The 22,999-nt window shown below is 56.2% G+C and carries 20 protein-coding genes, 2 tRNA genes and 1 other annotated feature; of the genes, 11 read left to right on the forward strand and 11 right to left on the reverse strand.

Going from position 1 to position 22,999, the window contains the following annotated elements; genetic code table 11:
* The first annotated feature begins 114 nt into the window (after positions 1–114).
* From ACMGGU_RS13160 to ACMGGU_RS13170, 3 genes are read left to right on the forward strand one after another with little or no spacing between them, the layout of a single operon-like run.
* The gene (locus tag ACMGGU_RS13160) at positions 115–1,200 is read left to right on the forward strand and encodes an efflux RND transporter periplasmic adaptor subunit (protein ID WP_048223940.1); all 1,086 of its coding nucleotides are present in this window, start codon (positions 115–117) and stop codon (positions 1,198–1,200) included.
* Positions 1,200–4,262 (forward strand): efflux RND transporter permease subunit, encoded by a 3,063-nt coding sequence (locus ACMGGU_RS13165; RefSeq protein ID WP_420300639.1) that lies wholly within the window; start codon positions 1,200–1,202, stop codon positions 4,260–4,262. The genes ACMGGU_RS13160 and ACMGGU_RS13165 overlap by 1 nt, the downstream gene beginning before the upstream one ends.
* Positions 4,259–5,224, forward strand: a complete 966-nt coding sequence (locus ACMGGU_RS13170; RefSeq protein ID WP_420300640.1) for an acyltransferase — start codon at positions 4,259–4,261, stop codon at positions 5,222–5,224. Before ACMGGU_RS13165 ends, ACMGGU_RS13170 begins: the two co-directional genes overlap by 4 nt.
* On the opposite strand, the gene pagP is transcribed toward ACMGGU_RS13170, so the two are convergent.
* Positions 5,221–5,796, reverse strand: coding sequence for a lipid IV(A) palmitoyltransferase PagP (pagP, locus tag ACMGGU_RS13175; protein ID WP_045908122.1), 576 nt, complete (start codon positions 5,794–5,796; stop codon positions 5,221–5,223). The two genes, ACMGGU_RS13170 and pagP, sit on opposite strands and share 4 nt — an antisense overlap.
* A gap of 256 nt (positions 5,797–6,052) precedes the next feature.
* On the opposite strand from pagP, the gene shiA reads away from it, so the two are divergent.
* The 3 genes from shiA to ACMGGU_RS13190 all read left to right on the forward strand — a co-directional run bounded on the left by shiA (position 6,053) and on the right by ACMGGU_RS13190 (position 10,688).
* Complete coding sequence (gene shiA / locus ACMGGU_RS13180) at positions 6,053–7,369, forward strand: shikimate transporter (protein ID WP_420300641.1); 1,317 nt, start codon at positions 6,053–6,055, stop codon at positions 7,367–7,369.
* 73 nt (positions 7,370–7,442) lie between these two features.
* On the forward strand, positions 7,443–8,897 hold the full coding sequence (locus tag ACMGGU_RS13185; protein WP_420300642.1) for an AMP nucleosidase: 1,455 nt from the start codon (positions 7,443–7,445) through the stop codon (positions 8,895–8,897).
* Positions 8,898–8,915: 18 nt separating this feature from the next.
* The gene (locus ACMGGU_RS13190; protein WP_420300643.1) at positions 8,916–10,688 is read left to right on the forward strand and encodes an aminopeptidase P family protein; all 1,773 of its coding nucleotides are present in this window, start codon (positions 8,916–8,918) and stop codon (positions 10,686–10,688) included.
* Between the two features lie 145 nt (positions 10,689–10,833).
* On the opposite strand, the gene ACMGGU_RS13195 is transcribed toward ACMGGU_RS13190, so the two are convergent.
* Positions 10,834–10,909: transfer RNA gene (locus ACMGGU_RS13195), tRNA-Asn, on the reverse strand.
* Between the two features lie 103 nt (positions 10,910–11,012).
* Positions 11,013–12,467 carry a multidrug efflux MATE transporter EmmdR gene (emmdR, locus tag ACMGGU_RS13200; RefSeq protein WP_139125340.1) on the reverse strand — a complete coding sequence of 485 codons (1,455 nt, stop codon included), beginning with the start codon at positions 12,465–12,467 and terminating at the stop codon, positions 11,013–11,015.
* A 161-nt stretch (positions 12,468–12,628) separates the two neighbouring features.
* Between emmdR and ACMGGU_RS13205 the strand changes: the two genes are divergently transcribed.
* Together ACMGGU_RS13205 and ACMGGU_RS13210 are read left to right on the forward strand one after the other, a co-directional pair.
* Positions 12,629–12,704 (forward strand) — tRNA-Asn (locus ACMGGU_RS13205).
* A 53-nt stretch (positions 12,705–12,757) separates the two neighbouring features.
* The gene (locus ACMGGU_RS13210) at positions 12,758–13,093 is read left to right on the forward strand and encodes a gamma-glutamylcyclotransferase family protein (protein ID WP_063622051.1); all 336 of its coding nucleotides are present in this window, start codon (positions 12,758–12,760) and stop codon (positions 13,091–13,093) included.
* A gap of 47 nt (positions 13,094–13,140) precedes the next feature.
* Here ACMGGU_RS13210 and ACMGGU_RS13215 read toward each other — a convergent pair whose 3' ends face one another.
* From ACMGGU_RS13215 to dacD, 4 genes are all read right to left on the reverse strand, one after another.
* Complete coding sequence (locus tag ACMGGU_RS13215) at positions 13,141–13,476, reverse strand: DUF496 family protein (RefSeq protein WP_008499467.1); 336 nt, start codon at positions 13,474–13,476, stop codon at positions 13,141–13,143.
* Between the two features lie 158 nt (positions 13,477–13,634).
* Positions 13,635–14,693, reverse strand: coding sequence for an FUSC family protein (locus ACMGGU_RS13220; protein ID WP_045908595.1), 1,059 nt, complete (start codon positions 14,691–14,693; stop codon positions 13,635–13,637).
* Between the two features lie 92 nt (positions 14,694–14,785).
* Positions 14,786–15,259, reverse strand: a complete 474-nt coding sequence (gene sbmC / locus ACMGGU_RS13225) for a DNA gyrase inhibitor SbmC (protein WP_045908596.1) — start codon at positions 15,257–15,259, stop codon at positions 14,786–14,788.
* Between the two features lie 119 nt (positions 15,260–15,378).
* Positions 15,379–16,545, reverse strand: coding sequence for a serine-type D-Ala-D-Ala carboxypeptidase DacD (gene dacD, locus ACMGGU_RS13230; protein WP_032646438.1), 1,167 nt, complete (start codon positions 16,543–16,545; stop codon positions 15,379–15,381).
* A 198-nt stretch (positions 16,546–16,743) separates the two neighbouring features.
* Between dacD and sbcB the strand changes: the two genes are divergently transcribed.
* On the forward strand, positions 16,744–18,180 hold the full coding sequence (sbcB, locus tag ACMGGU_RS13235; protein ID WP_370974986.1) for an exodeoxyribonuclease I: 1,437 nt from the start codon (positions 16,744–16,746) through the stop codon (positions 18,178–18,180).
* A gap of 123 nt (positions 18,181–18,303) precedes the next feature.
* Here sbcB and plaP read toward each other — a convergent pair whose 3' ends face one another.
* The 4 genes from plaP to ACMGGU_RS13255 form a co-directional block, all read right to left on the reverse strand.
* Positions 18,304–19,662 (reverse strand): putrescine/proton symporter PlaP, encoded by a 1,359-nt coding sequence (plaP, locus tag ACMGGU_RS13240; RefSeq protein ID WP_008499462.1) that lies wholly within the window; start codon positions 19,660–19,662, stop codon positions 18,304–18,306.
* Positions 19,652–19,714 carry a membrane protein YoeI gene (gene yoeI, locus ACMGGU_RS13245; RefSeq protein WP_100245854.1) on the reverse strand — a complete coding sequence of 21 codons (63 nt, stop codon included), beginning with the start codon at positions 19,712–19,714 and terminating at the stop codon, positions 19,652–19,654. Before yoeI ends, plaP begins: the two co-directional genes overlap by 11 nt.
* Positions 19,715–19,933: 219 nt before the next feature.
* Complete coding sequence (locus ACMGGU_RS13250) at positions 19,934–20,863, reverse strand: LysR substrate-binding domain-containing protein (protein WP_045908598.1); 930 nt, start codon at positions 20,861–20,863, stop codon at positions 19,934–19,936.
* A 41-nt stretch (positions 20,864–20,904) separates the two neighbouring features.
* Positions 20,905–21,729: an SDR family oxidoreductase gene (locus tag ACMGGU_RS13255; RefSeq protein WP_045908599.1), complete on the reverse strand. Its 825-nt coding sequence runs from the start codon at positions 21,727–21,729 to the stop codon at positions 20,905–20,907.
* Between the two features lie 175 nt (positions 21,730–21,904).
* Between ACMGGU_RS13255 and hisL the strand changes: the two genes are divergently transcribed.
* On the forward strand, positions 21,905–21,955 hold the full coding sequence (hisL, locus tag ACMGGU_RS13260; RefSeq protein WP_001364200.1) for a his operon leader peptide: 51 nt from the start codon (positions 21,905–21,907) through the stop codon (positions 21,953–21,955).
* Positions 21,931–22,053 (forward strand) — a sequence feature (His leader region). (Overlaps the previous gene by 25 nt.)
* A gap of 44 nt (positions 22,054–22,097) precedes the next feature.
* Positions 22,098–22,997, forward strand: coding sequence for an ATP phosphoribosyltransferase (gene hisG, locus ACMGGU_RS13265; protein WP_000886595.1), 900 nt, complete (start codon positions 22,098–22,100; stop codon positions 22,995–22,997).
* Positions 22,998–22,999 lie beyond the last annotated feature (2 nt).

Below are 22,999 nucleotides of genomic sequence, written 5' to 3' on the forward strand. Positions count from 1 at the left end.
GCCAGCACGGCGATTGGTTTATTTACCTATATGGTCGTCACTGTTCTGGCAGAATAGTGTCACCCCTGTCCAGGTTATGGAATAAATAAAACAGTTATTTATTAGGGGAATACAGTGAACCGCTACCTCTCTCTTTTACCGTTCGTTTTGTTAACGCTCACAGCGTGCGACCCGAAACCCAAAGACGTCTCCCCCCTGCCCAGGATGGTAAAAGTAGCGGAGGTGACGGTTCCCGGTAACGCCCAGCAGCGCGTTTTTCCCGCCCGCATTGAATCGGGCGATGCCACAGACCTTTCCTTCAAGCGCGCAGGTCAAATTGAAGCGCTCGATGTGCGTCAGGGCGCAGTCATCAAGCAGGGTCAACAGCTTGCAAGATTGAATGCCCGTGAAGCCCAGCAGCGGGTTAATGACAGACAAACGGCGGCGACGCTGGCCCAGAGGCAATTCGATCGCTTCCAGACGCTGGCGGGCCGCCAGGCGATTTCGAAAGCCGAAATGGACGTGCAGCGTGCGAACCGCGATTCGGCGAATGCAGCGCTACAGATCGCCCGAGAAGAGTTGAATCAAATGACGCTTGTCGCCCCCTTCAGCGGGACGGCGGCCAGCGTACATGTCCGAAACCATCAGGTAGTGTCTGCCGGTCAGCCCATCGCGACGTTAACCCGCACCGATCTGCTTGACGTGGTGTTCAGCATCCCTGAAAACCTGTTTAAGACCTTTGATATTCGCAACGCGCAGTATCGCCCGGTAGTGAGAATTAACGCCATTCCGGATCGGGAATTTACCGCCGTTTATAAAGAACACTCGGGCAGCAGCGACAGTAATACCCTGACCTGGCAGGTAATACTCACCATGCCGCGGCCAGATGATTTTCCCGCCGTCGGTGGCGTAAGCGGTACGGTGACCATTAATTTAACCAACCTCCCGGCTGGCACGGGCACTCAGGCGCTGGTCGTACCGGTTGAGGCAGTCTTTAACCCGGACAACAGCCCGCGCAATGAGCCGCACGTCTGGGTTGTGGCAGGAGAAGGCGACACGCTCCATCTTGAAGACCGCAAGGTCAGCGTGGGGCAAGTGATTACCGAAGGCGTGGTGATCACCAGCGGGCTTAAGGCGGGTGAGCGCGTCGTAGCCGCAGGCGTTGGGGAGCTGCATGCTAACCAGCCGGTGCGTATCTGGACGCGTGAACGGGGACTGTAATGGATATCTCTCGTCAATTTATTAATAACCCTGTTCGCGTCTGGCTAACGATTCTGCTGCTGGGCATCGGGGGTATTTTCGCGCTGTTGAATATCGGCAGGCTGGAAGATCCCGCCTTTACCATCAAAACCGCAGTGGTGGTCACCCACTACCCCGGCGCATCCGCTCAGCAGGTCGAAGAAGAGGTGACGCTGCCGCTGGAAAATGCCCTTCAGCAGCTGCCTTATCTGGACAACGTGAGCTCCATCTCTTCAAACGGTTTGTCGCAAATCACCGTTAACATCGCGTCACGCTATCACTCAAACGAACTGCCGCAGATTTGGGATGAACTGCGCCGCCGCGTGGGCGACGCCTCGCGTCAGTTCCCGTCCGGCGTCGTCACGCCCTTTGTGAATGACGATTTCGGCGACGTGTTCGGCTTCTTCTTCGCCATTTACGGGGATGAATTCAGTAATCCTGAACTGGTGAGATACGCGGAGCAGCTGCGCCGCGAGTTGATTCTGGTCCCCGGGGTCGCGAAGGTTGCCATCGGCGGAGCGATTAGCCAACAGGTCAATATCGATATTTCCCTGACCAAAATGGCCGCGCGCGGCATTACCCTGAACCAGCTTTCCGCCCTGCTCAGCAGGCTTAACGTCGTTTCCAGCGCCGGAGAAATCACCTCCGGCAGCGAATCCATTCGTCTGCACCCGACCGGTGAGTTCGAGAATCTGGATGAACTGGCGGATCTCATCATCACGCCTTCCGGCACGGGGGCGGCGACGCGTCTGCGGGATATCGCCACGCTGTCGCGCGGGCTGAACGAATCGCCAGCCAGTATCTACCATGCCAACGGCAAAAAAGCCGTCACCATGGGCGTCTCGTTTATTCCCGGCGTGAACGTGATCGACGTGGGCCACGCGCTTGAGGCGAAGCTCAACCAGATGTCGGCGGAAAAACCGGCAGGCATACAGATAGATCTGTTTTACGATCAGGCAGCCGAAGTGGGCCATTCTGTTAACGGTTTTATTATTAACTTCCTGATGGCGCTGGCGATTGTCATCGGCGTGCTGCTGATCTTTATGGGCGTACGCAGCGGGATCATCATCGCGTTTTCCCTCGCGCTTAACGTGCTGGGCACGCTGCTGATTATGTATCTCTGGGGCATTGAGCTACAGCGCATCTCGCTTGGGGCGCTGATTATCGCCCTCAGCATGCTGGTGGATAACGCCATCGTCATTGTCGAAGGGGTGTTGATTGCCCGACAGCAGGGCTCACCGCTATTAACCGCCGTTAACACTATCATCCGTCGCTCCGCCCTGCCGCTGCTGGGGGCGACGGTGATCGCTATCCTTGCGTTTGCGCCTATCGGGCTGTCGCAGGATTCCACCGGGGAATACTGTAAATCCCTCTTCCAGGTGCTGCTGATTTCCCTGATGCTGAGCTGGTTCTCGGCGCTCACCCTCACCCCGGTGATGATTAAGTGGTGGTTGTTTAAAAACGACAGCGCGCCGGGCACCACTGACGAGTCAGATCCTTACGACAAACGTCTCTACCGCCTCTATCAGCGCCTGCTTAACACGCTGCTGCACCATAAGGCACCGACGCTGGTAGTGATGGCCGCCCTGCTGGCCGCGTCTGTCTGGGGGTTTGGCGCGGTGCGGCAAAACTTTTTCCCGTCGTCCAATACGCCGATTTTCTTTGTCGACCTGTGGTTACCCTACGGGACCGATATCAAATGGACCGAGAAAATGACCGGTGATATTGAGAAAACCATCAAGGACCAGCCCGGCGTGGAAACCACCATCTCCACCATCGGTCAGGGGAGCATGCGGTTTATTCTGACCTACAGCGGACAGCGGCAGTACAGCAACTATGCGCAGATCATGGTGCGCATGGATGACCAGCGTAACATTTCCCCCTTGACCCGCCACGTTGACGAGTACATCGCGCGAAACTACCCGCAGGTGAACGCCAGCACGAAACGGGTGATGTTTGGCCCTTCCGGCGACAGCGCCATTGAAGTGCGCATTAAAGGCCCGGATCCTGACAGGCTGCGTCTGATTGCCAGCCAGGTGGACGATATTCTGGCGCGCGATCCGGCTACGGGGAGCGTCCGAAACGACTGGCAAAACCGCAGCAAAGTGATCCGCCCGCAGTACGTTGCCGCGCTGGGACGCGAGCTTGGCGTGGATAAACAGGACGTCGACAACGCGCTGGAGATGAATTTCTCCGGCAGCCGGGCGGGGTTGTATCGGGAAGGCAGCGACCTGCTGCCCGTGGTGGTGAGGCCCCCGGAAAGCGAAAGGCTGGATGCCAGCCACCTGAACAACGTGCTGGTGTGGAGCCAGGCGCGGCAGCAGTATATCCCGCTGAGTAACGTCGTCAGTCGCTTCTCTCTGGAGTGGGAAGATCCGCTCATTCTTCGACGCGACCGCTCGCGGGTACTGACGGTTCAGACGGACCCGGACCCGCTGACCCAGCAAACCTCCGGCGATATTCTCGCCCGCGTGAAGCCGCAGGTAGATGCCCTTCCCCTGCCACACGGTTACAGCATCGAGTGGGGGGGCGATGCGGAAAACTCCAGTGAAGCGCAGCAAGGGCTGTTCACAACGCTGCCTCTCGGGTATCTGGTGATGTTTGTCATTACGGTGCTGATGTTCAGCTCGGTAAAAAATGCCGTCGCAATCTGGCTGACCGTACCGCTGGCGTTGATTGGCGTCACACCAGGATTTTTAATTACCGGCATTCCCTTTGGCTTTATGGCGCTGATTGGTCTGCTGAGCCTGAGCGGAATGCTCATCCGCAACGGCATCGTGCTGGTGGAAGAAATCGAACAGCAGAAAACGCAAAAGGATCAGCACAGTGCGATCGTTTATGCCGCCACCTCGCGCCTGCGCCCTATCCTGCTCACCGCGTTCACGACCGTACTTGGCCTGGCTCCGCTACTGCTGGATGTTTTCTTCCAGAGCATGGCCGTTGTGATTATGTTTGGACTGGGGTTTGCTACAATCCTGACGCTACTGGTACTCCCCGTGATCTATGCGTGTTTCCATCGTAAGGACGAAGCCAAACAACAATGAATGCGACAGGGCTGAACATTATCAAGACGCTGGGCTGTATGACGGCGGTGACCTTCTTCACCATCTACAATACCTGGGATCATTATGATTATGACTATCACTGGATCCTGGGATTTTTAACCTTTATCTCGACGATCGCTACACCGCTGTTTTTTGTGGTGTCGGGCTATCTCGACGGACAATCCCGGCACGGCACGCGCTGGCAGCTGGGTAAAATTAAAAGTCTTGTGATTGTTTTTCTGTTCTGGATAACGATCTACTACCTGTGGGAGCCTTATCAGCGCGGGTATTTAATCCAGCCCTGGTTCGTGTTCGCCTTTGTCGTGATTTACACCTTCCACCCGGCGGTAGAGTGGCTTAGCCAGCGGAGATCGCTGTTCTGCGGCGCGATTGCTGTCCTGCTGTTCTTTTCCTACGGATACGATCTGTTATCGGCGCTTTATCCTGAAACGCACGCCCTTTCTCTTTCACCGCAGTATCGGCTTTGGACGTGGCTGCTGTTTTATCTGACGGGGCAACTCTTCTGCGATCCTAAAATCGCCGAGTGGATAAGCCGCAAAAATGTAGTCCGGGCGGCGGTTATCGCCATTCCGTTTATCTATCTCTTCACCTGGTTTTACGAGCGCCACTTCTTTTTTGCCCTGTTTAAGGCCGACAGAAACGCCTTTATCCTCACCGGCTCGCAGATCTACATCCTGATTATTGCCCTGGTGATTGCGGCGAACGGCGTGCGCTTTCGCCGCAATGCTGAGTTTAAGGAGTCCATACTGGCCGCCATCAGCAAAACGATGACTGGCGTATATATTGTGCACTACTCGGTGTTTCATCTGCTGACGGCGCTGATACCGGTGACGTCGCTCGGTATGAAGCTGGCGTTGATTGTACTTACGTTCGTCACCTCTGTTCTCTTCTCCATGCTGGTATTGTCTAACGCCGTGGCAAAAAAGGTGATCACCCTTTAAAAGCCTAAGCGCAGCCAGGCAAAGAGCACGTTGCCGTTGTTATAAGTCCCGGGAATATAGGTGAACTGGACGGTAACGCGCTGATAGCTGGCCGAAAAAAGCGGGAAGATGAACGGTAGCGGGACATAGTTCGCAAAATCATCGCGCGCCGTGATGCCCGCGGCGGCACCGAGCCCAAGGCGGAAATCTCTGGCATTATCCAGATACCAGCCCTTCTCCCAGCCATAGCCCATCGCGGGCTGCCATTCGTTGTGCGAGTCCTTGAACATCATCGCGAAAAGCGCGCTCCAGTTACCCTCTTCGTTATAGCGGGAAACGCCCAGCCCACCTCCCCACGGCATTTCGTTGTACTTGTCGGTTTTTTCTTTGTCGTACATAAAGCGAGCGTGCCAGCTCAGAAACGGCAGGTACAGATCGTAACGCTGAGGCTGCGCCCAGGTTTGCGAAATGTCTTCCGTCAACGCATTCCACCAGCCGCTGATGCGTTGCTCGCCATAGACGTTGGGCTCCGCCTGAAGCGGTGCGACGAATAAAAACAGAATCATCCAGAATGCCGAAAAGGTGCGTTGCATCGTTATTCCCTCAGCTTAACTCACGCGGCGGTCACTATTACTGTAAACCATTCAGCACTTAACGAAGCCAGAAGAGGCAATTATCTCGCCGCAGATGTGGATGAAATTTATTTATTCAGCACCTTCCGGAAAGATAAAAACGTTTTCTCAGGCGTTTTGTCGCGGTAGTCTCATAGGTTCCGTTTATATGACGGGCGCAATGTGAGTGACCTTTTCTTATACCAATAATTAAAAAATCAGTACGGACAGGACAACTATGGACTCCACCCTCATCTCCGATCGTCCCAACGAGGAGACACCTTCGCTCAATCGCGCCCGCCGCGCCGCACTCGGCAGCTTCGCGGGTGCCGTCGTCGACTGGTATGATTTTCTGCTTTACGGCATTACCGCCGCGCTGGTGTTTAACCGTGAATTCTTCCCCCAGATCAGCCCTGCGATGGGTACGCTCGCCGCGTTTGCCACCTTCGGCGTCGGCTTTCTGTTTCGCCCCCTGGGCGGGGTGATCTTCGGCCACTTCGGCGACCGCCTGGGCCGCAAGCGCATGCTGATGCTCACCGTCTGGATGATGGGGATCGCCACCGCGCTGATTGGCATTCTCCCGTCGTTTTCCGCCATTGGCTGGTGGGCCCCGGTATTGCTGGTGACATTACGCGCCATTCAGGGCTTCGCCGTGGGCGGCGAATGGGGCGGCGCGGCACTGTTATCCGTTGAGAGCGCGCCAAAAAATAAGAAAGCGTTTTACAGCAGCGGCGTGCAGGTCGGGTACGGCGTAGGGCTGTTGCTTTCTACAGGACTGGTGTCGTTAATCAGCCAGCTCACCACCGACGAGCAGTTCCTGAGCTGGGGCTGGCGCATTCCGTTCATCTTCAGCATCGTGCTGGTGATTGCCGCACTGTGGATCCGTAACGGCATGGAGGAGTCCGCTGAATTCGAACAGCAGCAGCAGGAAAAACCGACCGTCAAAAAGCGGCTGCCGGTGATGGAAGCCCTGATTCGGCACCCTGGCGCTTTTCTGAAAATTATCGCCCTGCGCCTGTGCGAGCTGCTGACGATGTATATCGTCACCGCCTTTGCGCTGAACTACTCGACGCAGAATCTCGGCCTGCCCAGTGAATTGTTCCTGAATATCGGCCTGCTGGTCGGCGGGATCAGTTGTCTGACAATACCCTGCTTCGCCTGGCTGGCGGACCGGTTTGGCCGCCGTCGCGTCTACATCACCGGCGCGCTGATTGGGAGCCTCAGCGCCTGGCCATTCTTTATGGCGCTGGAGGCGCAGTCGATCTTCTGGATTGTCTTCTTTGCCATCATGCTCGCGAACATCGCTCACGATATGGTGGTCTGCGTGCAGCAGCCGATGTTTACCGAACTGTTCGGCGCCAGCTACCGCTACAGCGGCGCGGGCGTGGGCTACCAGGTCGCAAGCGTGGTCGGCGGCGGGTTTACGCCGTTTATTGCCGCCGCTCTGGTGACCTTCTCCGGGGGTAACTGGCACAGCGTGGCGGTTTATCTGCTGGCCGGTTGCCTGCTGTCGGCGGCAACGGCGCTATTGATGAAAGAGACGAGCCACCGCTGATCTCACTTTTGTTTCACAGGCGTGTGACATACTATCGGGTAGAGTCGCACACCTGTGGAACAAGGAGACAGAGATGAATAATAAGGGCTCCAGCCTGACCCCGGCTCAGGCGCTGGAAAAACTCGACGCGCTGTATGAACAGTCCGTCAACGCGCTGCGCAGCGCCATCAGCGAATATATCGAAACTGGGAAACTTCCCAACGAAAAGGCCAGAACCGAGGGCCTTTTTGTTTATCCATCGCTCTCTGTGACCTGGGACGGCAGCGCCAGCACAACACCGAAAACCCGTGCCTACGCCCGTTTTACCCACTCCGGCTGCTACAGCACCACCGTCACCCGCCCGGCCCTGTTCCGCCCGTACCTCGAAGAACAACTTACGCTGCTGTATCAGGATTACGGCGCGCACATTCACGTTGAGCCCTCGCAGCATGAAATTCCATACCCCTACGTGATTGACGGTTCGGCGTTAACCCTCGACCGTTCGATGAGCGCGGGGCTAACCCGCCACTTCCCGACGACGGAACTGTCGCAGATTGGCGATGAGACGGCCGATGGGATCTATCACCCGGCAGAATTTTCTCCCCTGTCGCACTTTGATGCTCGCCGGGTCGATTTCTCCCTGGCGCGACTGCGCCACTACACCGGCACGCCCGTCGAACATTTCCAGCCGTTCGTCCTCTTTACCAACTACACCCGCTACGTTGACGAGTTTGTCCGCTGGGGCTGCAGCCAGATCCTCGACCCGGAAAGCCCGTATATCGCCCTCTCCTGTGCGGGAGGGATCTGGATCACTGCGGAGACCGAAGCGCCCGAGCAGGCCATTTCCGACCTGGCGTGGAAAAAACATCAGATGCCCGCCTGGCACCTGATCACCGCCGACGGTCAGGGCATTACGCTGATTAACATCGGCGTGGGCCCGTCAAATGCCAAGACCATCTGCGACCATCTGGCGGTGCTGCGTCCGGACGTGTGGCTGATGATCGGCCACTGCGGCGGCCTGCGTGAAAGCCAGCTGATTGGCGACTACGTGCTCGCCCACGCCTATCTGCGTGATGACCACGTGCTGGATGCGGTGCTGCCGCCGGATATCCCAATCCCGAGCATCGCCGAAGTGCAGCGTGCGCTGTATGACGCCACCAAAGAGGTCAGCGGCATGCCGGGTGAAGAAGTTAAGCAGCGCCTGCGCACCGGTACGGTCGTCACGACGGATGACCGCAACTGGGAGCTGCGTTACTCCGCCTCCGCGCTGCGGTTCAACCTGAGCCGCGCGGTGGCCATTGATATGGAAAGCGCCACCATCGCCGCGCAGGGGTATCGCTTCCGCGTCCCGTACGGCACGCTGCTGTGCGTCTCCGATAAGCCGCTGCACGGCGAAATTAAGCTGCCCGGCCAGGCCAACCGTTTCTATGAAGGGGCGATATCCGAACATCTGCAAATTGGCATTCGCGCCATTGACCTCCTGCGGGCAGAAGGTGACCGGCTCCATTCCCGCAAGCTGCGCACCTTCAACGAGCCGCCGTTCCGCTAATAACGATAAGGAATAACCATGTCCAGCACATCTCCGCTCTCTGCCCTGCGCCACTGGCTTGAGGCCAGCCATCTCGACGGGATGATCGTCCCGCGTGCGGATGCGTGGCAGAGCGAATACTGCGCGCCCTGTGACGAAAAGCTGGCCTGGCTGACAGGCTTTGACGGCTCTGCTGGCGTCGCGCTTGTACTGAAGGATAAAGCGCTGCTGTTCGTCGACGGGCGCTATCAGGTGCAGGCCCGCGTTCAGGTCAATATGGATGAGGTTGAGATCCACCATCTGCACAACGAGCCGCTGGCAGACTGGCTGACGGCAAACGTCGAGGCGGGCACGCGCATCGGTTTTGACCAAATGCTGATGACCCATTCAGAGTTTGAGCAACTGTCTGCCACGCCTTGCGAGCTGGTCCCGCTGAAAGCCTCGCCGTTTGACACACTATGGACTGACCGCCCTGCCGCACCGGCGGGGCTTATCCGGGAAATGCCGGTTGAATACAGCGGTGAAAGCAGCGCTGATAAACGTCAGCGCGTCGCCGCTGTGCTGGCTGCAAGCAATGCCGATTATCTCGCCGTTACCCTGCCGGATAATATCGCCTGGCTGTTAAACGTCCGTGGCGCGGATATCCCTTACAGCCCGGTACCGCTCTCTTTTGCTCTTCTGCGCCGTGACGGCCACGTTGAGTGGTTTGTTAACGACAGCAAGCTCGGCGCCCTGCCGGAAGACGTGCGCAATGCGTTTACCATTGCACCGCAGGACGCCTTTGTCGAACGCTGCCAGCAGATTGCTGCAGGAAAACGGGTGATGGTTGATGCCGATTCCGCGCCGGTCGCCCTGCGCTTTGCCATCGAACCCCGGGGAGAGATTGTCTGGCGGACCGACCCCATCACCCTGATGAAAGCCACCAAAAACCCGGTTGAGCTGGCCGGTTATCGCGCGTGTCATCACCAGGACGGCGCCGCCTGGGTCAACTTCCTGGCCTGGCTGAGCCGTGAAGTGCCGCTGCGCGAGGCGGCAGGGAATCCGCTAACAGAGCTGGAAGTTCAGGCGCAGCAGCTGGCGTTCCGTCAACAGCAGCCCGGGTTCATCGAGCAGAGTTTTGCGACCATCTCCGCCTCTTCGAGCAATGCGGCGATGTGCCACTATCATTCGAGCGAGGCCAGCAACAAGCCCATCGGTCATGACCATTTTTACCTTAACGATTCCGGCGGTCAGTACGTGAATGGCACCACCGACGCCACGCGCACGCTGGCATGGGGTAAGGTCGATCCGCAGCAGCGCCTGCACTACACCGCCGTGCTGAGAGGCTTCCTGTCGCTGATTACCCTGCAGTTCCCTTCCGGGACTCAGGGACATCAGCTGGATGCCTTTGCGCGTCGTCCGCTGTGGGAGATGGGACTGGATTACGATCACGGCACGGGGCATGGCGTGGGTCATCAGCTTCTTATCCATGAGAACCCGCATCGCATTGCCAAAAAGGTCAACCCGTGGCCGCTGGTGGCGGGCAATATCATGACGATTGAACCGGGATACTATCTGGGCGATAGCCACGGTATTCGTATTGAAAACCAGGTGGAGATTGTGGAGAGCCGTCCGGGGTTCTGCAGGTTTGCCTCGCTGACGCTGATCCCGATCGACTTAAGCCAGGTTGAGCTGCATTTGCTGAGCGAGCAGGAAAAGCAGTGGCTGGATGCGTATCACCAGCAGGTACGCGAGGCGCTGTCACCGCTGGTAAACAGTGATGCGCGTCCGTGGCTGGTAGAGGCGACGGCACCGGTTCGTGTGAACGGATAGTGCGGCTTTTGCCGGGTGGCGGCTTCGCCTTACCCGGCCTACGATTCGAGGTTTTTGTAGGTCGGGTAAGGCGAAGCCGCCACCCGACAATTTTACCCGACGCAGAAAAGCAAAAAGCCTGCTTTAAAAGCAGGCTTTTCAAATTTGGCTCCTCTGACTGGACTCGAACCAGTGACATACGGATTAACAGTCCGCCGTTCTACCGACTGAACTACAGAGGAATCGTGTGAACGGGGCGCATATTATCGATGCGCTCCCGGGATGTCAAAGGCAGAATGCATATTTCCGATCGTTTGACGATTTATTCTCCACTTCGCACAATTGTCAGGCATTTTGTCGCGGATATTTCCACAGCCAGCGCCCGCTGACCATACGCCAGTAGAACAGCCCGCCCCGCACGGCCCAGTCCAGGAACATCCCCAGCCAGACGCCGATCACACCCCATCCAAGCATTACACCAAGCGTATACCCCGCCACGACGCGACATCCCCACATGCCAAGCATCGACACCCACATCGCAAAGCGGGCGTCGCGCGCGCCCTTCAGCCCGGCAGGCAGTACCCATGAGGCCGCCCAGATAGGCATAAAAGCCGCATTGAGCCAGATGAGGACTTTTACAACTTCTTTAACGTCGTCTTCATGGGTATAGAACGAGGCCATCAGCCCGGCAAACGGCGCGGTTCCCCAGGCAATCACGGTCAGTCCAATGGTCGACAGCCAGAAAACGTGGCGCAGCTGTCGCTCCGCCTGGCCGATTTGCCCTTTCCCGAGCCGTTTCCCGGTAATAATGGTCGATGCAGAGCCCAGCGCGTTACCCGGCAGGTTAATCAGCGAGGCGATGGAGAAGGCGATGAAGTTACCGGCGATCACGTCGGTGCCCATCCCGGCGACAAACATCTGCGTCAGTAATTTCCCGCCGTTAAACAGCACCGACTCAATGCTTGCGGGAATGCCGATCCCCATCACTTCCCAGATAATGGCGAAATTGAAGGGGCGGAAATAGCTCTTCAGCGTGAGGCGCAGCGAGGGGGTGATCCCCGCCATCAGCACGCCGATAATCGCCGCTGCACCGATATAGCGTGAAATGGTTAGTCCCAGTCCTGCACCGACAAAGCCCAGCCCGTCCCACGAGAACACGCCGTAGATCAGCACGCTGCTGATGATAATATTCAGGATATTCATTCCGCCGTTGATCAGCAGCGGAATTTTAGTGTTCCCTGCCCCGCGCAGCGCGCCGCTGCCAATCAGGGCGATGGCCGCCGCCGGATAGCTGATGACGGTCATCTCCAGATAGGTCAGCGCCAGGTCTTTAACCTCGTTCGTGGCCTCCCCGGCGACAAAATCGATGATCTCTTTGCCGAAATAGTGGATCACCGCCGCCAGAACGGCCGAAAAGACAGTCATGATCATCAGCGACTGGCGTGCCGCCTCGCGCGCACGTTTGGGATCCAGCTTGCCGAGGCTAAAGGCCACCACCACCGTCGTCCCGAGGTCAATCGCGGCAAAGAACGAGATCACCACCATGTTAAAGCTGTCCGCCAGACCAACCCCCGCCATCGCCTCTTTTCCCAGCCAGCTCACCAGGAAGGTGCTCAGCACCCCCATCAGCAGAACGCAGGTATTTTCCAGGAAGATAGGCACGGCAAGAGGGGTGATTTCACGCCAGAAGAGAACCCGATAGCTTTTACGTTTTGCATACCATGGCGTGCGCGCGATCGCCTGGCGTAAGGAGGCAGTGACGTTCAAAATGGACCTTAGCGAGAAAAGTTGAAACTCCATTTCAAATAATGGGGGAGAAATGCTCATCCTGCAAAGTATTTTCCAGAAAAAGATGTGTGGATTTACAACAAACTGACGACAGAATCAGCAATCAGTCGCTTTTCCCTAAGATCAGGTTTGACAAAAGTTTTTTCGCCGCTAAGATAAGCCTCCACAACGATTCCTCTGTAGTTCAGTCGGTAGAACGGCGGACTGTTAATCCGTATGTCACTGGTTCGAGTCCAGTCAGAGGAGCCAAATTTGAAAAGCCTGCTTTTAAAGCAGGCTTTTTGCTTTGCGGATGAGGGAAAATGAACGCTCTGTTTGTCTACGGCACGCTGCGCCCGGGCCACTCAAATGCGCATATTCTTGAAAACATTGGCGGCGAATGGCTGGCCGGTTTCGTATCCGGTACGTTTTACGAACGCGGCTGGGGCGCTGCGGCGGACTTCCCGGGGATCGTACTCCACCCCGATGGCCCCCGCGTCGAAGGCTATCTGTTTATCTCTGATCGCCTTGCCACACACTGGTCAATGCTGGATGAGTTTGAAGACGGCTACGATCGGGTTGAGGTCACGGTGACCACCTCTGAAGGCAAGCAGGTTCAAGCCTGGATCTACCAGCTACAACCGCGTTCTGAGCCATAAAAAAAGGCTCTCTGTCACCAGAGAGCCTTTTTCACTATTCGCTGCGATTACTCGCTTTTTGCTTCGCCGTTTTTGATTTCGCCCATCACTTTCAGCTTTTTAGAGATGTCACGACGCTCTTTGGACAGCTCAGCATTTTTGATGATGTAGTCATCAACACGGTCTTCATAGTCGCTCTTCATGCTGGCGATGATGCCCTGAATAGCTTCAACGCTCATGCCTGGCTTGATGTAGTCGCTCAGGTTGTCGAGCAGCAGAACACGTTTCTGGTTGTCACGGATCTTCTTCTCAACGTCCTGGATTTCACGCTGCAGTTTGTTTTTGCGGCGGAACAGGCGGACGAATTCCAGAACATCCTGGAACGAAGGCTTGGTAGTTTCCATTTTTACACCCCTGATAATGTGAGATTCGGATTCGTTAAAGCAACCGTTGTAACAATAACCTTACTGACAGCGGCCGCGAATGACAATGAGTATATCGTTTAAAGCTATCATAACCCCAATTGCTGCTGAATCGAAGCAGCAGGCGTCACATACGCCTTTTATTTGCGCAGCGCCCGGCAAATCAGGTGCGATAACAGCTCAAGCTGCCGCGCCAGTTCCATGCTCAGCCAGACGTAGCCATGAATAGGCGTTTCCGCCACGTTATCGCTCTGGCGCTCATTGATTAACTGCTTCAGTTCCGCAACGATCTCATTCAGACGCTCGCTGTTGGCCAGGATCGGCTGCGGGTTACCTTCGTAGAGCGCATGGGCGATGGTCAACAGCGTTTGCTGCGTCATCTGCTGGGTCTCTTTGAGAGTCTGCGCGTTAAGCATCAACAGATGGCTGGGTCGCGTGGCCCAGTGTGCGTTGATTTGCAGTTCAAGCATGCAGACCAGATTGCGGCTCACCGTCTGAATAGCTTCGAAAATTGATTTCTGAATATGGGTTTCTTTGCTGGCTGGCGTGATCAAGCCGCGCATTTTGACCACGTCGTTAAGGATGGTCTGCAGGTGCTTTTCCAGGCGCGGGCGCTCAACCAGATTCGGGGAAAAACCGGCCTGATAGACGCGGTTAAACGCAGTGACGTAGCTGGCCATCTGAATACGCCAGTGCAGAAAAGCGCGCTGCGGCCAGATACCGGTGAAGAGCATCGCCAGCAGTGAACCCAGGATGACATCCCCGCTTCGCCACAGCGCCGTGGTCATATCCCCGGCGGGCGCACCGACCACCACCGCGAGAGTAATACCGATCAGCAGCGCCTGATAAGGCTTTTTACCCAACGCCAGCCAGCCGCACAGGAACATGGCGGCACCGCACCATGCCAGCATGACCGGGAACGAGATGAGCTCCAGCTTCAGGGCAATAAGCCCCAGGGCCGAACCTAACACGGTCCCGCCAATACGCTCCAGAGCGCGCGGGACAACGTTGCCCCAAAACGAGATGGGCCCCATCACCACCACCAGCGTGATCAGCGGCCACGTTCCTTCCGGAACCTCCAGCAAACGCACCAGGACAAACGTCAACACGAACGCCAGCGCGATGCGACACCCGTGCACCACGCGGTAGTGTTTGTACAACCGAATTTCAAAAGGGGTTAATGATTTGTCGGGACGCACACCCGCTCTCCAGCTACACGGCAAAGCACAATTGTACTGTGTTTTCAGCCGGGCGGATCGCTCCCGGCTTAAAAACCCTTCATTTAGCAGGCTTAAACCGTTTTGTGCTCGACGGCGATATACATTTCGATATCCCAGTAGCCGTCAGCATTGCCGTCATTGAGATAGCGCTCGAAGCAGGGTTTGAGCGCCATCTGGTACTTATTGTCCTGCAGCAGGGAATTGAAGAACTGATACCACGGCGTGGCGAAGTCGTAGTTTTCGACGCGCGCCGTCGCCACGGCATAATCCCCGGCCGCGATTTCCGTCATCATGACGCCTTCGCTGTTTTCCGGGATGACGAAATCATCCGGTACCGTCACGGCCGTATCACAGCGCAGTTTTTCTGCCGGGACTTCATCCGGGTTATCGTAATAGACCGCCACCCACTCCAGCGGCTCAATGTGACGCCCGTCGACCCACATGACCAGCTGTTCAAAGCCCTGTTTTACCGTGTGTTCCCACGGGCCGACCAAATGAAAACCGGCAATCTTACGTTTCTGTTGCTGCGTAATGCTGTAGTCCATACTGCCTCCGCTCATCACTGTATATTTATACACTATAAAACTGGATTATCATTATCAGCAAACGAGGAGTGTTTATTATGTGAGCAGACTCGCAACCCTGCCAGTCTGCTCAGCAACAGTTAAAGCGTGTGATGCAGATAATCGCTCAGACGAGAGAACAGGCCGCCTTTATCAACGGCTTCCAGCGTGACCAGCGGCCAGTGGGCTACCACCTTGTCGCGGTCATAGAGCTGAATCTCCCCGACCCGCTGATGCGCAGCAATCGGCGCTTCCAGCTCTTTCTTATCCAGCACGTACTTGGCTTTGATGTTGGGAACCTCTGCTTTCGGCAAGGCCAGCCAGAAGTCCTGATCGGTGCCCAGTTTCACCTGTTCCTTATCGCCGTACCAGATGCGCTCTGTCCCCACTTTTTTACCGCTATGCAGGATCTGCACCGTATCGAAATTCTGCTGCCCCCAGTGCAGCAGTTTCCGGGCCTGGTCCTCACGCCCTTTCGGGCTATCCGCCCCCATCACCACCGCGATTAACCGGCGCTGGCCGTCTACGGCAGACGCAATCAGGTTAAAACCGGCCCCTGAGGTATGCCCCGTTTTCAACCCGTCCACGTTCATGGTCTTATCCCACAGCAGGCCGTTACGGTTTTGCTGGGTGATTCCGTTCCAGGTCAGGCTTTTTTCGCTGTACATATGATAAAACTCAGGCTCGCCGTGGATGATGGCCCGGGACAGAACGGCCAGGTCATACGCCGAGCTGTGCTGGCCCGGCGCGTCCAGCCCATGGACGGTTTCAAAATGCGTATCGCGCAGGTTCAGCTTCTGCACGTAGTCGTTCATCATCTTCACAAACTGCGGCTGCCCGCCCGCCACGTGATCGGCCAGCGCCACGCAGGCGTCGTTACCAGAATCGACAATCAGGCCGCGGCTCAGATCGCGCACGGAGACGCGATCGCCCTCTTTCAGGAACATCAGCGATGAACCGTCAAACACCGGGTTCCCTTTTGCCCAGGCATCACGTCCTACGGTGACGATGTCATCCGGGGTAATGCGGTGGCTATCAATGGCCCGATCCACTACATAGCCCGTCATCAGCTTGGTCAGGCTCGCCGGATTACGTTGTTGATGTTCGTTGCCCGCCGTTAAAATCTGACCAGTCGTGTAATCCATCAGCACCCAGGAGCCAGCCTGAATGGCCGGAGGCTGCGGCGAAAAATCCAGTGGTTCGGCCGCAAAAGCAGATGAGACACTCGAAGCGAGTAAAGAAACAGCAATAAACAGACGGCGTTTCAACGGTATATCCTCAGGTCATTAAAAATCGATGACCTTTTTACGGGAGTTCTGATGTCGTTACCTGGCTTAATTGCAAAAAAATGTGACAGAACGCAGATTTTTCTCTGAAGCTGGCGCGCAAATTTGCGACGCGGCGGTGCTTTTTATTCGGTCTGACCCGCACGATCGTTTACCATAGTGACGTCATTTTTTAACAGGATGGTATTACTGGTGTCTGACTCTGCCGCTCGCCCGACTTTTTTGTTCCACGATTACGAAACCTTTGGCACGCACCCGGCGCTGGACCGACCGGCGCAGTTTGCCGCCATCCGTACCGACGACGAATTCAACATCATTGGCGAGCCCGAGGTCTTTTACTGCAAGCCTGCGGATGACTATCTGCCGCAGCCCGGCGCGGTCATGGTCACCGGGATCACCCCTCAGGAAGCGCGGGAAAAAGGCGTTAACGAGGCAGAATTCGCCCGACGCATCCACGACTTGTTTACCGTCCCCAATACCTGCGTGGTCGGTTATAACAACATCCGCTTCGATGACGAAGTGACGCGCAACATCTTCTATCGTAACTTCTACGATCCCTATGCCTGGAGCTGGCAGAACCGCAATTCGCGCTGGGATTTGCTCGACATCATGCGCGCCTGCTACGCCCTGCGTCCTGAGGGCATTCACTGGCCGGAAAATGAGGAAGGGCTGACCAGCTTCCGGCTGGAACACCTGACGCGCGCCAACGGCATTGAGCACAGCAATGCCCACGACGCGATGGCGGACGTCTATGCCACCATTGCCATGGCGAAGCTGGTGAAAAGCGCACAGCCCCGGCTGTTTGAGTATCTGCTGAGCCATCGCAGCAAGCAGAAGCTTATGACCCTTATCGACGTACCGCAGATGAAACCCCTGGTGCATATTTCCGGCATGTTTGGCGCCTGGCGCGGCAATACCAGCTGGGTCGCGCCGCTGGCGTGGCATCCGGACAACCGTAATGCGGTCATCATGGTGGATTTGGCGGGCGATATTTCACCGCTGCTCGAACTCGACAGCGATACCCTGCGTGAACGGCTGTACACGCCGAAGAATGAACTCGGCGATCTGCCTGCGGTGCCGGTCAAACTGGTGCATATCAATAAATGTCCGGTCCTGGCGCAGGCGAATACGCTGCGCCCGGAAGATGCTGACAGGCTGGGCATTAACCGCCAGCACTGCCTCGATAATCTCAAAGTGCTGCGTGAAAATCCGCAGGTGCGCGAGAAAGTCGTGGCCATTTTTGCCGAAGCCGAGCCGTTCGTGCCGTCTGAAAACGTGGACGCCCAGCTCTATAACGGTTTCTTCAGTGATGCCGATCGCGCGGCCATGAATATCGTTCTGCAAACCGAGCCGCGCAACTTACCGGCGCTGGATATCACCTTCGCTGATAAGCGCATCGAAAAGCTGATGTTTAATTACCGCGCGCGTAATTACCCGGGAACCCTGGATGAAGCAGAGCAGGAACGCTGGCTGCAGCACCGTCGCAACGTGTTTACGCCAGAGTATCTGCACAATTACGCCCAGGAGCTGGAAATGCTTTATGGCCAATATGAAGGGAATGCTGAGAAACAGGCGCTGCTGAAATCCCTGTACCAGTACGCGCAAGAGATAGTTTGATCGATGGGTATAAAAAAGCCGGAGGCGATGTCTCCGGCTTTTTTTTTGCCCGGTGGCGCTGCGCTTACGCGGGCCTACGGGGTATGTAGGTTGGGTAAGGCGTAGCCGCCACCCGACACAGTCTTACGCGACGTCTTCGTACTGAGGAACCGGGTTACGGAAGCTCTTCGTGACGCAGGCCAGGTACACCAGGCCGATACCCGCCCAAATCAGGCCAAGCACCATCGAGCTCTCTTCCAGGTTAACCCACAGCGCGCCCACGGTCAGGGCACCACACATCGGCAGGAACAGATACTGGAAGTGATCTTTCAGCGTCTTGTTACGCTTTTCACGGATCCAGAACTGAGAAATAACCGACAGGTTAACAAAGGTGAACGCCACCAGCGCACCGAAGTTAATCAGCGCCGTTGCCATCACCAGGTCAAAGTTAATCGCCAGAAGCGCGATCGCACCGACCAGGATAATGTTCATCGCCGGGGTACGCCAGGTTGGATGCACGTAGCCGAAGAAGCTTTTCGGGAATACGCCATCGCGGCCCATTACGTACATCAGACGCGCAACGCCGGCATGCGCGGCCATACCGGACGCCAGTACGGTGATGGTGGAGAAGATCAGCGCGCCGACCTGGAACGCTTTACCCGCCACATACAGCATAATTTCCGGCTGAGACGCATCCGGATCCTTGAAGCGAGAGATATCCGGGAAGTACAGCTGCAGGAAATAGGTCGAGAAAATAAAGATCAGACCGCCAATCAGCGCCGTCAGGAAGATGGCACGAGGAATCACGCGCTCTGCATCTTTCGTTTCTTCAGACAGGTTGCTGATCCCGTCAAAACCGGTAAAGGAGAAGCACAGAATGGTTGCCCCGGTAATCATCGGGATCACATGCGCATCACCAGACCAGAACGGTTTGCTGCTCGCCAGGGTGCCCGCGCCTTCGCCGTGGAATACGCCGTAAATAACCATGCCAAGAATAACCGCAATCAGCACAACCTGAAGCACAACGATAACAGAGTTAAAGTTGGCAACGGACTTGATGCTGCGCAGGTTAAAGGCCGTCATAAAGGCCACCAGCGCCACGACGAACATCCACGAGGGAATCGATGGCACCAGCGCTTCAAAATAGATTTTTGCCAGCAGAATGTTGATCATCGGCGCGAACAGATAGTCGAGCAGCGAAGACCAGCCCACCATAAAGCCAACCGTCGGGCTGATGGATTTCTGGGCATAGGTGTAGGCGGAACCCGCAGACGGATAGCGACGCACCAGCTTACCGTAGCTCAGCGCGGTAAAGAGGATCGCAATCAGCGCGAAGCCGTAAGCCGTCGGCACATGACCGTCGGTGAGGCCCGATACGATACCGAATGTATCGAACAGCGTCATCGGTTGCATATAGGCCAGGCCCATCATAACAACCGGAATCAACGTAAGCGTTTTACGTAATTCCACGCGAGAGGTGTTTGGAGTTGCGTTATGCGACATAGTTAATCTCCTTTACGGTGATAACCGCCACGTAAGCGAAAAATTGCCCCATTTCTTTCTTCCTCAGCGACAACAACTGTCGGATTTTAGTAAATATCTATCCGGTACGAAGCCCGGCCTCTTGGTTTTTAGTTTCGTTTCGTACATGCAAAAAAAAATAACCGACGCCTTTTATATCGTCGATTATTCATTTGGTTGCAGCGGCCGCATTTTGCCCCACATCGGATACAAAAGGCAATACTTTGCAACGCAGCGGGTAATTTTCTTTTTTCTAACTGGCTGATTTCTCGGCACTGCCCTGAGCATATACAGCAGCGATAGCACTATTTGCTAAAATTTCGTCCCGCCACCAGGCGCTGGCGAGCCCGGCGGTTTGCTCATTCCAGCCCACCCATACCGATTCATGGCTGTTTTGAGCAAGTACCTGTTTTTCAACAAGCGCACCGCTGTCAATGTACCGCTGTGCCAGATAGCGGGGTAAATAGCCGCAGCCCAGACCGCTGATTTGCAGCTCCAGCTTGGTTTTAAAGTCGAAAACGGTGATGGCCTCCTGCTCGTCAAGCAGCTGCGAGGAAACCGCACATTCCGGGCGAGAGCTGTCCCCGACCACGATGGCGCGGTAGCCTTTAATCACGCGGCGGTTAAGCGGCTCAGCTTCCTGAGCCAGCGGATGATGGGGCGCTACGGCGAACACCTGCTCCAGCACGCCCAGACGCGCAAAGCCAAACTCACTCAACTGGGGAGGCTCGTGGAGTGCACCGACAAAAATATCCGCCCTGCCCTGGGTTAGGGCATCCCAGGAGCCCCCCAGCACGCCGTTGATAAAGATCAGCCGCGTCACGCTGTGGTGTTGATAGAAGGCCTCAATCAGCGGCGTCAGGAGAGAAAACGGGAAAGTGTCATCCACGCCAATCACCAGCTCGTTTTCCCATCCCTGGTGAAGTTTGACGGCCTGTTTTTCGAGTTCACGAACGGTATGGAGGACTTCACGGCCTTTTTCCAGCAGCATCTGTCCGGTGCGGGTAAAACGGGCGCGATGCCCGGAGCGATCGAGGATCTGGATATTGAGGTCGCTTTCCAGTTTTTGGACGGTATAGCTCAGGGCCGAAGGGGTTTTGTAGAGCTTTGCCGACGCAGCGGCAAAGCTTCCCTCTTTTTCCAGTGCATCCAGAATAATAAGAACATCCAGCAGCGGTTTCATGCTCGCCCCCTTTCGGTGTGCGACGGTCTCCGCTGCGGGATTTATTCCATGGGCATCACCAGCGGATCGGGATACTGATACTCAAACCCCAGCTCATGACAAATGCGATTGCCATCAACAATTTTGCCTTTACTGCCATCCTTTGCCTCACCAAAGACCGGCGGAGCCAGGCCCAGCTGACGTGCCATCAGCGGGTAAAACGTGCTGCGCGCCGGATGAGACGGTGCACATATATTATAGATGTGTCCGCCTTTCGGAGCCTGTAAGAGTAGCTCAATCGCGCCAACCACATCATCAAGATGCACAAGATTGACAACATGTTGGCCATCTGGCGCCGACTTCCCGGCAAAAAAGCGTCCCGGATGACGACCCGGGCCTACCAGCCCCGCCAGACGTACGATATCAACCTGGGTGCCGGGAAGATGATGCAGCCAGTCTTCCAGCTCTTTCAGAACCTGACCGCTCGCCGTAACGGGACGGCGCTCGGAAGTCTCTTTTACTACGCCCTCAACCTCACCATAGACCGACGTCGAGCTGGTAAAAATAATGCGCGGAACATGATGCGCCAGCGCGCTGTCGACAATCTCCTGCATCGCCTGCAGGTAAAATGATTCGCCCGGGCCGCTGCGCCGCGCGGGTAGCGTAATTACCAGCGCATCGACGTTCATCAGGGTGTCCAGATCGTCCGCATCACACACCAGTTCCGGCTCCAGACGCAGTTCAACGCCATCAATACCGCACATGCGCGCTGCTTCGACCCCATCTCGGGTGGTCTTGCTCCCGGTCACCTGCCAGCCTTTCGCGGCTAATGACATCGCCAGCGGCATTCCCAGCCATCCTAAACCGACAATCGCGACCTTTTTCATGCGAATTCTCCTGACTCTTACTCGTCTTTCATAAGGCTACGCCAGCCCGGCAGAACACACAATTCATAGCATCAATATGAAATGAATTAATGATCAAAAAAAGCCCTTGCAATATGTCGCACAACTGGTTTAGGTTAAAAGACATCAAATGAATAAGCATTCATCGAGAATTTATATGACACGCGTTCAATTTAAACACCACCATCATCACCATCATCCTGACTAGTCTTTCAGGCGATGTGTGCTGGAAGACGTTTGGATCTTCCAGTGGTGCATGAACGCATGAAAAAGCCCCGGAAGATCTTCTTCCGGGGGCTTTTTTTGGACCGGGTTCAGACAGGTTAAAACAGGTTAACGAGGAATAAAGAATGTTAGATAACTCACGTTTACGCATAGCTATTCAAAAATCAGGCCGTTTGAGTGACGATTCACGCGAACTGCTGGCCCGCTGCGGGATTAAAATTAACCTGCACACCCAGCGCCTGATTGCTCTGGCTGAAAACATGCCCATCGACATTCTGCGCGTGCGTGATGACGATATTCCCGGCCTTGTCATGGATGGCGTCGTTGACCTCGGCATCATCGGCGAAAACGTACTGGAAGAAGAGCTGCTGACCCGCCGCGCGCAGGGCGAAGATCCACGTTACTTCACCCTGCGTCGTCTGGACTTCGGCGGCTGCCGCCTGTCGCTGGCAACGCCGGTTGATGAAGCGTGGGACGGCCCGGCCGCGCTGAACGGCAAACGTATCGCCACCTCCTACCCTCACCTGTTAAAGCGCTATCTGGATCAGAAAGGCGTGCAGTTTAAATCCTGTCTGCTGAACGGTTCTGTTGAAGTGGCGCCGCGTGCGGGTCTCGCGGACGCCATCTGTGACCTGGTCTCTACCGGCGCGACGCTGGAAGCGAACGGTCTGCGCGAAGTGGAGGTGATCTACCGCTCCAAAGCGTGCCTGATTCAGCGTGACGGCGAGATGGCCGACGCTAAGCAGCAGCTGATCGACAAACTGCTGACCCGTATTCAGGGCGTCATTCAGGCGCGTGAATCCAAATACATCATGATGCACGCCCCAACCGAGCGTCTGGATGAAGTCATTGCCCTGCTGCCGGGCGCCGAGCGCCCAACCATCCTGCCGCTGGCGGGCGATCAGCAGCGCGTGGCGATGCACATGGTGAGCAGCGAAACCCTGTTCTGGGAAACCATGGAAAAACTGAAGGCGCTGGGCGCAAGCTCCATCCTGGTGCTGCCGATTGAGAAGATGATGGAGTAATG

The sequence above is a fragment of the Enterobacter sp. BNK-8 genome, from assembly GCF_048685095.1.
In the GTDB taxonomy this organism is placed as follows: Bacteria; Pseudomonadota; Gammaproteobacteria; order Enterobacterales; family Enterobacteriaceae; genus Enterobacter; species Enterobacter quasiroggenkampii.